At 74.2% G+C, this 10,833-nt stretch carries 12 protein-coding genes; 5 read left to right on the forward strand and 7 right to left on the reverse strand.

The features are described 5' to 3' along the window. A partial coding sequence (locus LLG88_04475; protein MCE5246162.1) for a hypothetical protein occupies positions 1-227 on the forward strand: 227 nt, incomplete at its 5' end. A 234-nt stretch (positions 228-461) separates the two neighbouring features. Next, positions 462-1,688 carry a DUF6051 family protein gene (locus LLG88_04480; protein MCE5246163.1) on the forward strand — a complete coding sequence of 409 codons (1,227 nt, stop codon included), beginning with the start codon at positions 462-464 and terminating at the stop codon, positions 1,686-1,688. 86 nt (positions 1,689-1,774) lie between these two features. On the opposite strand, the gene LLG88_04485 is transcribed toward LLG88_04480, so the two are convergent. Then, the gene (locus tag LLG88_04485; protein MCE5246164.1) at positions 1,775-4,486 is read right to left on the reverse strand and encodes an insulinase family protein; all 2,712 of its coding nucleotides are present in this window, start codon (positions 4,484-4,486) and stop codon (positions 1,775-1,777) included. A gap of 60 nt (positions 4,487-4,546) precedes the next feature. Here LLG88_04485 and LLG88_04490 point away from each other — a divergent pair, with 60 nt between their 5' ends. After that, complete coding sequence (locus LLG88_04490) at positions 4,547-4,894, forward strand: translation initiation factor (protein MCE5246165.1); 348 nt, start codon at positions 4,547-4,549, stop codon at positions 4,892-4,894. A gap of 51 nt (positions 4,895-4,945) precedes the next feature. On the opposite strand, the gene LLG88_04495 is transcribed toward LLG88_04490, so the two are convergent. From LLG88_04495 to LLG88_04510, 4 genes are all read right to left on the reverse strand, one after another. Further along, positions 4,946-5,224: a hypothetical protein gene (locus LLG88_04495; GenBank protein ID MCE5246166.1), complete on the reverse strand. Its 279-nt coding sequence runs from the start codon at positions 5,222-5,224 to the stop codon at positions 4,946-4,948. 103 nt (positions 5,225-5,327) lie between these two features. Beyond that, a complete protein-coding gene (locus tag LLG88_04500; protein ID MCE5246167.1) occupies positions 5,328-5,543 on the reverse strand; it encodes a flagellar hook protein FlgE in 216 nt (71 codons plus the stop codon). A gap of 34 nt (positions 5,544-5,577) precedes the next feature. Beyond that, on the reverse strand, positions 5,578-6,483 hold the full coding sequence (locus LLG88_04505; GenBank protein MCE5246168.1) for a diacylglycerol kinase family lipid kinase: 906 nt from the start codon (positions 6,481-6,483) through the stop codon (positions 5,578-5,580). A 16-nt stretch (positions 6,484-6,499) separates the two neighbouring features. Beyond that, entirely contained in the window at positions 6,500-7,162 is a 663-nt protein-coding gene (locus tag LLG88_04510) for an FKBP-type peptidyl-prolyl cis-trans isomerase (protein ID MCE5246169.1), read from the reverse strand. Between the two features lie 114 nt (positions 7,163-7,276). On the opposite strand from LLG88_04510, the gene LLG88_04515 reads away from it, so the two are divergent. Then, positions 7,277-9,298 carry a chloride channel protein gene (locus LLG88_04515; GenBank protein ID MCE5246170.1) on the forward strand — a complete coding sequence of 674 codons (2,022 nt, stop codon included), beginning with the start codon at positions 7,277-7,279 and terminating at the stop codon, positions 9,296-9,298. 72 nt (positions 9,299-9,370) lie between these two features. Here the strand turns inward: LLG88_04515 and LLG88_04520 are convergent, their stop codons facing one another. Further along, positions 9,371-9,778: a bacteriohemerythrin gene (locus LLG88_04520; protein MCE5246171.1), complete on the reverse strand. Its 408-nt coding sequence runs from the start codon at positions 9,776-9,778 to the stop codon at positions 9,371-9,373. A 118-nt stretch (positions 9,779-9,896) separates the two neighbouring features. Here LLG88_04520 and LLG88_04525 point away from each other — a divergent pair, with 118 nt between their 5' ends. After that, positions 9,897-10,625, forward strand: a complete 729-nt coding sequence (locus LLG88_04525) for a carboxypeptidase-like regulatory domain-containing protein (protein MCE5246172.1) — start codon at positions 9,897-9,899, stop codon at positions 10,623-10,625. 20 nt (positions 10,626-10,645) lie between these two features. On the opposite strand, the gene LLG88_04530 is transcribed toward LLG88_04525, so the two are convergent. Then, positions 10,646-10,833 (reverse strand): peroxiredoxin (locus LLG88_04530; protein MCE5246173.1); only part of this gene is annotated, 188 nt, incomplete at its 5' end.

A 10,833-nucleotide genomic window follows, 5' to 3' on the forward strand; every position in this document is an offset into this window, starting at 1 on the left:
GCAACGCCGTCCAGCCCCGCTCCGAGCGCCGCCCCCGCGACGGCACCCCCGCCATGGCCCGCGGACTCCTCGACCGCCCCCTCGGCTGGGACGAGATCCTCGAGCTCCGACGCTTCCCACGCCGCCTCCCGCCCCTCCCCCGGGGATGGGCCGCCTGCCGCGACGAGGCCATCCCCACCGCCGGGCGGCTCCCCTCCCGCCGGCGGATCCCCGGCTACGAACGCTGAAGACGACGCCCCCGTCGGCCCCGCGGCCGCCGCGACGGTCTCGACGCGCCGCGGCCGCCCGCGCGACCTGCCGCCTCCGTCCAGCGTCCCGACCGCGGCGCCCGCCCCGCGGCGACGCCGATCCGCGGTTCGGCGTCGGCACGGCGGCGGGCGCCGCCGCCCGGCGCGCGCGACCAACACGATCGGCTTCACGTTGGGACAAGTTCATGACACGGGGCGGGCAGGATGGGGGGGATGAACGTGATCGACTACTTCGCGCTGGACCGCCTCGTCGCCTCGGCGTTCGATTTCGACGCTCCTCTCTCGTCGATCCCCGACCTCCCCCTCGACATCGCGACCTTCCCCTTCTCCTCCGCCGCCGCGTGGCTCCTCCCCGGCGCGGACGACTACCCCGACGGCGCCAACGCCCGCTTCGGCGACGACGCGGCGCTCAAGGGTCCGCGCTTCGCGCCGCGGGCCGACCCGCTGCTCGGCGCCCCCGACCGCGCCGCCGTCGAGAACGCGCGCTTCCGCTGCGCCGTCCTCGTGCCGCGGGGCGCGCCGCCCGCGCGCCGCACGGTCGCGCTGCTGCACGGCCTCAACGAGAAGACGTGGGAGAAGTACTACGCGTGGGGGGCGCGCCTCGCGCTCGACCTGCGCCGGCCGGTCGTGCTCTTCCCGATCGCCTTCCACATGAACCGCACCCCCGCGGAATGGAACAGCCCGCGCGCGATGAACGCCGTGGCCAAGGAGCGGCGCGCGCTCTCGCCGACGCTCGCGGCGGGGAGCTTCGCCAACGCGGCGATCAGCGTCCGCCTGCAGGCGATCCCGCAGCGGTTCTTCTTCTCCTGCATGGAAACGGTCCACGACCTGCGCGCCTTCGCCGCGCTCGTCCGCGCCGGCGGCGTTCCCGGACTCGCCGCCGACTGCGCGCTCGACTTCTTCGCCTACTCGGTCGGCGCCTTCCTCGCCGAGACGCTGCTGCTCGGCGACGAGGCGCGGGTCTTCGGCGAGGCGCGGGCGCTCCTCTTCTGCGGCGGCGCGACGTTCGACCTGATGGACCCGGTCTCGAAGTTCATCCTCGACGGCGACGCCTACCGCGCGCTGCGGACGCTCCTCGTCGACCGCTTCCCCGAAGAGGCGCGGCGCGATCCGCTGATCGCGCGCCACTTCGCCGAAGGGGACCCGGCCGCCGACGCCTTCGCCTCGCTCCTCGCCCACGACCGCGGCGCCGAGGACCGCGCCGCGCGCCTCGCCGCGCTGCGCGGCCGGCTCGCGGCGGTCGCGCTCGAGGGGGACGTCGTGGCGCCGCCGGACGGCGTGCGCCGCACGCTCCTGCCCGCCGGCCTGCCGGTCGAGACGCTCGTCCCGGCCTACGCCGCGCGGCACGAAGCGCCGTTCCCGCGCGAGGGCGAAGACCCCGCGGCGGTGCAGGCGGCCTTCGACGCGCTGTTCGCCCGCGCCGCGGACTTCCTCGCCTAGCGCCCCGCCGGCGCGCGCGTCGCCGCCCCGAATAGACGAACGGCGCGCGTCGCCGCGCGCCGCGTCGTCCTCCGCAACAGCCGCGGCTACTTCTTCGGCCGCCCCTCGTCGTCCACGACGATCGGCGCGGCGAAGCCGGCCGCCTTGAGCTGCTTCTCGATTTCGGCGCGGTCGCCGACGAGCGTCACGACCAGCCCGTTCCAGTCGAGAATCCCCGAGCGGGCCGCGGCGTTGACCTCGTCGACGCCGGCCGCGGCCAGCGCCGCGTCGGCGCGGGCGAGCGCGTCGAGCGGACGCCCGTCGGCGACGATCCGCGCCAGCGTCCCGGCGAGGCTGTTCGTCGTCGCCACGCTCTCCACCAAGTCGTAGCGCGACGTGCGGACCGCCTTCGCCAGCTCGTCCGCGACGACGTCGCCCTTCGCCAGACGGTCGAACTCCCGCTTCATCTCGAGCAGCGCCGGCCCGGTGACCGCCGTCTGCACGCTCGCCGCCGCGACCAGCGCCGCCTGCGTCCCTTCGCCGCCGATGCCGCTCCCCGCGCCGTAGCAGTAGCCGTGCGCCTCGCGCAGGTTCTGGTTGAGGCGGCTGGTGAAGGCGCCGCCGAAGAGGGTGTTGAGCGCCATCCGCACCGCGCGGCCGCGCTCGTCGGCGCCCGGGATCGGGCGCGCGACGCGGATCACGGTCTGCGGCGCGCCCGGACGGTCGACGACCGCGATCCGCGCCGTCGTCTCGGTGAGCGGCTTCGCCGCGGGCGCCGGCGTTCCCGCGCCGCGCCACGAGGCGAACCGCTCCTCGAGCAGCGTCTTCAGCTCCTGCACGTCGAAGTCGCCGACGAAGACGAAGCGCGCCCGCGCCGGATCGAGCAGCCGGGGCACGGCCGCCCGCACGTCGTCGAGCGTCAGCGCCGCGACCGTCGGCGCGTAGCCGTCGACCGGCCGGCCGCGGTAATCGTCGCGGCCGTAGACCAGCGCCGCGGAAACGATCCGCGCCACCGTCTCCGGATCGTCGGCGCGCGACTCGATCCGCGCCGCCTGCAGCTTCCGCTCGCGGTCGAAGTCGTCGGGGGCGAGGTTCGGCCGCAGCGCGGCGTCGGCGAAGAGGTCGAGCGTTTGCGGAAGGCGCGAGGCGAGGCCGCGCACGGCGACGACGAAGCTGTTGGCGCGCGCGTCGGCGCCGACGTTCGCGCCGAGCGACTCGACCGCCGCGGCGAACTCCGGCGCCGACTTCCCGCCGGCGCCCGAGTTGAGCAGCGACGAGACGAGCGTCGCCAGCCCGGCCTTCTCCGGCGGCACGGCCCGCTCGCCGCCGTCCACCACGAGGCCGCCGGCGAAGAGCCCGCTCCCGCGCAGCGACACGGCGACCAACTCCACGCCGTTCTTCAGCGTCGCCACCGTCGGCGCGGGGGGCGCGAACGGCGCCGGCGCGCCGGGCGCCGGGGCCTTGTCCAACGACGCCCCTTCGACGCGCGCCGCCGCCGGCAGCACGCGCAGGTCCACGCGGCCGCCGCCGAGGACGCGCGACGTCCATTCCTTGATTCCGGCCGCGTCCACGCGGCGCATCCGCGCGAGCGCCGCCTCGAAGCTGTCCGCCTCGCCGAAGTAGTGCCGGTAGGCGTTCAGCATCTCGGCGCGCTGCAGCAGGCTCTCCATCCCCCGCAGCCGTCCCGCCTCGTCCTGCGCCTTGACCCGCTGCAGTTCCTCCTCGGTCGGCCCCTTCGCCTTGAGCGCCTCGAGCTCGGCCAGCGTCTCCCGCTTGACCCGCTCGATGTCCACGCCGCGCGCCGGGGTGACGACGATCTGGAACTCCGACGAGAAGTCGCGCTCGTCGAGGAAGGCGGCGACGTTCTGCGCGATCTGCAGTTCGTGCACCAGCCGCCGCTCCAGGCGGCTCGACGGCCCGCCGGAGAGGATCGCCGCGGCGAGGTTCAGCTCGGCCGTGCCGGCGGCGAACGCCGGGGGCGCCGGCCAGACGAGGTAGAGGCGCGGGAACTCGACCTTGTCCACGGCGACGCGCCGCACTTCGCGGTCGAGCTCCGCGGGCCGCGCGGCGCGCCGCGCCGGCGCCGGACGGGCCGGCACCGCGCCGAACGTCGCGGCGATCAGCTCCTTCGCCTTCGCCGGATCGAAGTCCCCGGCGACGACGAGCGTCCCGTTCGCCGGCACGTAGTAGGCCGCGAAGAAGTCCTTCACGTCCTTGAGCGACGCGGCCTTGAGGTCCTCGTGGCTGCCGATCACCGAGTGGGCGTACGGATGCCCGGCGGGATAGAGCGCCTCCGGCAGGATCGCGTCCACGACGCCGTAGGGGGTGTTTTCGATCACTTCGCGCATCTCGTTGCGCACCACTTCCCGCTGGCGGTCGAGCTTCTCCTGCGTCATCGCCGCCCCGAGCCCTTCGAGCCGGTCGGCGTCGAGCCAGAGCAGGACCGGCAGCGCCTCGGGCGGGCCCCAGCTGTAGTACTTCGTGCGGTCGTTCGAGGTCGCGGCGTTGTTGGCCGCGCCGAGCGACTCCATCCGCACGTCGAACTCCGCGCCGGGAACGCGCCGCGTCCCCATGAACATCAGGTGCTCGAAGAGATGCGCGAACCCGGTCTTCCCCTGGACCTCGTCCTTGGAGCCGACGTCGAACCAAGTGTTGACGACGACCTGCGGCAGCCGGTGGTCCGGATGCAGGATCACCGTCAGCCCGTTGGGGAGGGTGTAGGTTTCGCAGGCGACCTTCAGAGGAGCTGCGGACGGCATGTCGCTCACCATCGCCAGCGCGGCGAACGCGCCGGCCAAGCGGAGAACGTTGCGGAGCATCGGAACTCCCACGGCGCGGCCCTCGCGGAGGGGACGCGGGACGGATACGATCGGGGCATCATGGACGAGAAGGCGAAGCTGGTCTACTCCTCCGGGCCGGACGGTTCGGGACGCGCCCCGGGCGGCGCTCCGTCCGCGGAGCGCGCTTCCCTGCCGCCGGAGCGGCAGTCGATCCGCGTGCGCCGCGAGACGGCGGGCCGGGGCGGCAAGGCGGTCACGACGATGCGCACGTTCCAACTGGCGCGCGCCGACGCCGAGGCGCTCCTGAAGCGGCTCAAGGCGCTTTGCGGCGCCGGCGGCACGATCCGCCAGGCCGAGGACGGCCTCGTGCTCGAGGTGCAGGGGGACCACGTGGACAAGTTGGTCGCCGAGCTCCGCGCCCGCGGCTTCAAGGCCAACCGCGGCTGATCCCTTCGCGCCCGCCGCTCGAACGCCGGCGACGTGCGGGGGCGGCGGACGTCAGTCGCGGCGGCGGCGCGCGGCGCCGCCGTACGACGAGAAGTCGAACGCCAGCGCGAGCACGAGGAAGATCACCTGCCAGAGCCCCCAGTGGCCGCCGTAGACGTTCATCACGACGAGATACCAGAGGAGCGTGTACGGCAGCAGCGCGATCCCCAGCAGCGGCAGCAGCGCCCCGCCGGGAAACGCGCGCCCGACCCACGGCGTGAAGAGCCACAGGGCGGCCACCGCGAGGCGCGGGAAGCCGAAGATCAGCAGCGCGAAAAGGCAGCAGGGCATGCGGTCATGATCGCACGGCCGCGCCGCGGGTCGCCACACCCCGCGCCCCCCCGGCGAACCGCCCGAAACGGCCCAAAGGACGGGCCCGCGAGGCCCGCGCCCGTCAGCCCAGCGAGTCGAGCAGCGAGCCGATCATCTCGTCGGCCGCGCGGATCACCGCGACGTTCGCCTTGACGGCGACGCCGTCCTGATGGAGCGAGACCATGTCGGAGGGGAGGCGCTCCGGATCGGGCGAGCCGGCCGTCCGCCGCGCCACCTGCGCCACGTCGCGCGTCGCCTGGGCGATGCCGCCGAGAGCCGAGCTGACCGCGTCGATCATCCGCTCCTCCGCGGGGACAAGATCCCCAAGCGGCTTATCGGCCGCGGCGGCCCGGACTTGACGGCGCGAGCAGCAGGAGCGGCCGCGGGTCGATCGTGATCCGCGCCGGCGTCCGGCCGACGACGTCGCCGTCCGCCTGGATCGGCGCGCCCCGCGGCTCGAGGGCGCGGACCCTCGTCGCGGTGACGATGTGCGCGGCCCCGCTCCGCGCGAGGCGGCCGGAGAAGAGCGCCAGCGCGGCCTGCAGCAGCGTCAGGCGGCCGCCGGGGCGGATCAGCGCGACCTCGAAGCTCGGCTTCTCGATGTCGGCCTCCGGCGCGCAGACGAACGAGCCGCCGTAGAGCCGCCCCTTGCAGACGATCGCCCCCTGCGCCGCGCAGCGCCGCTCGTCCACCTCGATCTCGAACGGCGGCGGCAGCGGCAGGAGCACCTGCTTGACCGACTCCGCCCCGTAGGCCCAGCGCCCCACGCCGCGCTTCGCCGCGAGCGACATCCCGTCCACGACCCGCGCGTCGAAGCCGATCCCGGCCATGATCGAGAAGAGCCGCCCGTCCACCGAGCCGACGCGCACGCCGCGGGAAACGCCGCCGACGATCGTCCGCGCCAACTCCTCGGGCGCGGCGGGAAGGCCGATCTCCCGCGCGAGCACGTTCGCCGTGCCGAGCGGGATGATCCCCATCGGCACCGACGACCCGGCGAGGCCGTTGACGACCTCGTTGATCGTCCCGTCGCCCCCCGCCGCGACGACCGCGTCCCAGCGCTCCGGCGACGCCTCGCGGGCGAACGCCTCGGCGTCCCCCCGCTCCGACGTCGGCCTGAGCCGCGGCTGCGCCCCCGCCCCCTCGAGCGCGGCGAGCGTCGCGTTGAGCAGCGCCGTCCGCCGCCGCCCGGCGGTCGGGTTGTAGATCACCAGCACGCGGCGGCGCGCCGTCTTCTTCATCGGCCGGTTCCGCACGTCACTTCACGGCGAGCAGTTCGACCTCGAAGACGAGGGCGGAGTTGCCGGGAATGCCCGGCTGGCCCATCGACCCGTAGGCCGCTTCGGGCGGGCAGACGAGGCGCGCCTTGCCGCCGACCTTCATCCGCATCACCCCCTCCGTCCAGCAGGGGATCACGGCGTTCAGCGGGAACTCGGCCGGCGTGCCGCGCTTGTAGGAGCTGTCGAACTCGCCGCCGTCGAAGAGCGTGCCGCGGTAGTGGACCTTGACCGTGCTTCCCTGCGCCGGCGAATCCCCCGTTCCCGGCCGCAGCTCGAAGTAGAGCGAGCCGGAGACGGTCTTCTGCGCGCCCGGCTTCTTCGCCTCCTCGGCGACGAACGCGTCGGACAGGACCTTGCGCGCGGACTCGAGCTTCTTTCTCCGGTCCGCCCGCAGCAGCTCGATCTTCTGCCGGCTGTATCCGGCGGGATCGACCGCCGCCGGCCGCCGCAGAAGCGCGTCCTGCAGCCCTTGCGCGACCAGCGCCGCCTCCTCCGGCGACAGCTGCATCCCGCCGAGTTGCAGGCCGACGATCTGCCCCATCACGTAGAGCGTCTTCTCTTCGTCGGTCTTCGGCTCGGCGGCGAACGCCGCTCCGCCCAACAGGGCCAGCGACGCCAACGCCGCAAGGACTTTCCGCATGACCCGATTCCTCGTTCGCCGCCGGGGGGGAGGGCGGCGTGAGGATAGCATCCCCGCCGCAAAGGAGACTGGAACGGCGGGCCGTTTAGCCCGAAAGTTGTACCGGATGAACTGATGGCCGAACCGGTGCTGCCGCCCCCCGCGCGGGGCCAAGTCCGCTTTCTCGCGCTCGCCGTCGCGGCCGGGCTCGGCGGAGGCGTCGTCGCCGTCCTGTTCCGCGCCCTTTCGATCCAACTGCCGGCGTGGCTCTGGCCGGGCGACCCGAACCTCGTGCGCGGCGTCGCCGCCGCCCCCGACTGGCGCAAGATCGCCGTGCCGGTCGTCGGGGCGCTCCTCGCGGGGCTCGTCCTCTACCTCGGCTCGCGCTGGACCGTCGTCGGCAAGGGCTGGGACATCCTCGAGGCGGTCGTCCTGCGCGACGGCGTGCTCCACCTCCGCGCCGCGCTCGTCAAGGGGATCTCCTCGCTCCTCACCGTCGCCTCCGCCGCGCCGCTCGGCCGCGAGGGGCCGATGGTCCAGCTCGCCGCGGCGACCTGCTCCTGGGGCGCGCGGCGGATGCGCCTGCCGGTGCGCCAGCGGCGGATCCTCGTCGCCTGCGGCGTCGCCGCCGGCATGGCCGCGGCCTACAACGCCCCGATCGGCGCCGCGCTCTTCACGATGGAAGTCATCGTCGGGAACTTCGCGCTGGAGGTCTTCGCGCCGCTGGTCTTCGCCTCGGTGGTGGCGACGATGCTCGCCCGCGCCGCCTTCAGCGGCACGCCGGTCTTCCAGCTCGGCGGCTTCAAGCTCGTCAGCCCCTGGGAGTTCGCCGCCTACCTCGCGCTCGGCGTCCTCGCCGGCCTGACCGCCGCCCTTTTCCTGCGCGGGCTGCGGGCCAGCTCGGCGCTGTTCCGCAAGAGCCGCCTCCCCCGCCCGCTGGCGATGGCGATCGCCGGCCTGCTGCTCGGCGTCGTGGTCCTCTTCGTCCCCGACGTCGTCGGCAACGGGCGCGAGGCGATCGTCCTGCTGTTCCGCGAGGACTGGGTCCCCGGCTTCGCGCTGATGGTGCTGCTGCTGCGCGTCGTCCTCACCTCGGCCGAGGTCGGCTCGGGGGCGGTCGGCGGCGTCTTCACGCCGACGCTCTTCATCGGCGCGGTCCTCGGCGACGCCTTCGGCTCGGCGCTGCAGATGGCGTTCCCGCAGTTCGTCGGCGGCCCGAAGGCGTACGCGCTGGTCGGCATGGGCTGCCTGCTCGCCGGCACGACCCACGCCCCGATCACCGCCGTGCTGATGCTGTTCGAGATGACGCTCGACTACAACATCGTCCTGCCGCTGCTGCTCGGCGCCTCGGCGGCGAGCCTCGTCGCCCGCTCGATCGACGACCAGTCGATCTACACCGAGGCGCTCCGCCGCAAGCGCGGCGCGCCGACGCCGCGGGGCGAGGCCGCGGCGATGGCCAAGCTGACCGTCAGCGACGTCATGCGCGCCGAGCACCGCGTCGTGCCGGCCGACACGCCGCTGCCGCGCCTGCTCGACACGTTCATCCACGAGCGGCGCAACCACCTCTACATCGAGAAGGACGGCGCGTTCGCCGGCGCGGTCAGCCTCTACGAGGCGAGCCGCGCGCTGCGCGAGGCGGCCGATCCCGCCTCGCTTTGCGCGCGGGACGTCGCCAATCCGAGCTTCCAGACGACGACGCCCGAAGAGCGGCTCGACCGCACGCTGGAGCGGTTCTGGACGCAGGAGTGCGAGCGGCTGCCGGTGCTCGACCGGGCGACGAACGGCAAGGTGATCGGCACGGTCTCGAAGCGGGACATCCTCGGCGTCTACTCGCTGGAGATCCTCCACCGCCGCTCGCTCCTCGCGCGATTCGACGAGGACCTTCCCGGCGCACGGCCGACCTACGTCGAGCTGCCGGAGGACCACATCGTGGACGAGTCGTCGGTCCCGCCGGAGCTCGTCGGCCTGACCTTCTCCGAGGCGCGGGTGCGGGAGCGCTACGGCGTCTCGGTGCTGATCCTGCGACGGATGGACGAGCGCGGCCGTCCGCAGCGCCTCATTCCCGAGGGGCGGACGAGGCTCGAGGCGGGAGACCGCGTGGTCGTCTTCGGCGCGCGGGAGAAGGTGGAGGCCTTCCTGCAAGCCGGCCGGCGCTGAGGCGCGCGCCCGCCGTCCCCCGCGCGCGCCGCGACCGGCGAGGCGGGACCGCGAGGGACGCGCCGCGCGGCCTCAGTGCACCCCGCGCTCGTTGAGGTAGGCGCCGTAGAGGCGGTCGCTGCCTTGGATGTGCTTGACCAGCCAGTCGCGGAGGAAGTCCATCAGCCCGACCGCCAACGCGACCTGCCCCTTCTCGAAGCGCTCCTGTTCGGCGGCGACCTGCGCGGTCAGCCGGCGGTGCTCGGCCTGGTGGGCCGGCAGCGACGGGTAGCCGTACGTCTGAAGCAGCCGCTCCTCGTTGCGGAAGTGGACCGCGACGTAGAGGACGAGGCCGCGCAGCACCGGCCCGACGACGTCCTTCCCCTTCCCCTCGAGCATCGCCGCGTGCAGTCGGTTGATCATCGCCACGAGTTGCTTGTGCTCCTCGTCGCACTGCCGCACTCCGACGCTCAGCTCGTCCGTCCACGTGATCAACGGCATCGCGTTCCTCCGCGGCGGGCCGCTCCCGCCTCCCCTCGAATTTCGGCCGGCGCCCGACCCGCGGCAACGTGGCGCGGCGAAGCCGTTTCCGCCTATGCTCAGTCGCAAGGGAGGAACGTTGCGCGCCCGAAGTCTCGTCCCCGCCCTGCTCTTCTGCCTCGCCGCCTGCGCCGCGGCCGCCGGAACGCTCACCGTCACGGGAAGCGTGGCCGACGGCGAAGGCCGGCCGCTCGCCGGCGCGCTCGTCGTCGTCGTGCCCGAGGACGGCGGCCAAGGACGCTTCGCCGTCACGACCGACAAGGACGGCGCGTTCCGCGTCCGCGGCGTCGAGCCGGGAACCTACCGCGTCGCCGCCTCCGCGCGCGGCTTCGTCGAGCGGGCGCAGAACGGCGTGCGGTTCGCCGAAGGCAAGCCGAACCGGGTCGAGATCAAGCTTTCGCCCCGCCGCGCGCCGAGCCTCGAGGGACGCGCCGCGGCGAAAGGGGCGGAGCGGGCCCCGGACGCCGCCAAGCGCGCCGAGCGGGCCCCCGACGCCGCGAAGCGCGCCGACAGGGTCCTCGCCGGCCGCTTCACCGACGATCTCGCCCTGCAGCGATGGCTCGACGACCGGACGGCCGAGGGGCTGGACCTCCTCGCGCTCGCGCCGGGCGGCGAGGAAGGCACGCTCTTCGTCTTCCGCCCGCGCGGAGACGTCGCGCCGCGCGCGCTCACCGTCGTCGCGGCGAGCGAGCCGCCCGGCGCCGAGCGGCTCGCCCTGCGGATCGCCCAGGCGCGCGGCAAGACGTTCCTCGGCTGCGCGCCGCTCGGCCCCGACCGTCGCGCGCTGATCTTCGCCGACGGCGACTGAGCGCCCGCCGGCGTCGTCGGTCACGGCTTCGCGGCGACTATCTCCTCCAGCGCCGCGCGCACTTCGGCGGCGTGCTTCGAGACGTCCACGCCGCGCCAGACGCGGCGGACGACGCCGTCCTTGTCGATCAGGAAGGTCGAGCGGTCCACGCCGAGGGCCGTCTTGCCGTAGAGCGACTTCGGCTTGAAGCAGCCGTAGAGCTCGTGGA

It is taken from the genome of bacterium (assembly GCA_021372775.1).
GTDB lineage: Bacteria > Acidobacteriota > Polarisedimenticolia > J045 > J045 > JAJFTU01.

Coding starts and splice junctions, on each gene's coding strand:
- LLG88_04480 (MCE5246163.1), top strand. CDS start 462: ATGAACGTGATCGACTACTTCGCGCTGGACCGCCTCGTCGCCTCGGCG.
- LLG88_04485 (MCE5246164.1), bottom strand. CDS start 4,486: ATGCTCCGCAACGTTCTCCGCTTGGCCGGCGCGTTCGCCGCGCTGGCG.
- LLG88_04490 (MCE5246165.1), top strand. CDS start 4,547: ATGGACGAGAAGGCGAAGCTGGTCTACTCCTCCGGGCCGGACGGTTCG.
- LLG88_04495 (MCE5246166.1), bottom strand. CDS start 5,224: ATGCCCTGCTGCCTTTTCGCGCTGCTGATCTTCGGCTTCCCGCGCCTC.
- LLG88_04500 (MCE5246167.1), bottom strand. CDS start 5,543: ATGATCGACGCGGTCAGCTCGGCTCTCGGCGGCATCGCCCAGGCGACG.
- LLG88_04505 (MCE5246168.1), bottom strand. CDS start 6,483: ATGAAGAAGACGGCGCGCCGCCGCGTGCTGGTGATCTACAACCCGACC.
- LLG88_04510 (MCE5246169.1), bottom strand. CDS start 7,162: ATGCGGAAAGTCCTTGCGGCGTTGGCGTCGCTGGCCCTGTTGGGCGGA.
- LLG88_04515 (MCE5246170.1), top strand. CDS start 7,277: ATGGCCGAACCGGTGCTGCCGCCCCCCGCGCGGGGCCAAGTCCGCTTT.
- LLG88_04520 (MCE5246171.1), bottom strand. CDS start 9,778: ATGCCGTTGATCACGTGGACGGACGAGCTGAGCGTCGGAGTGCGGCAG.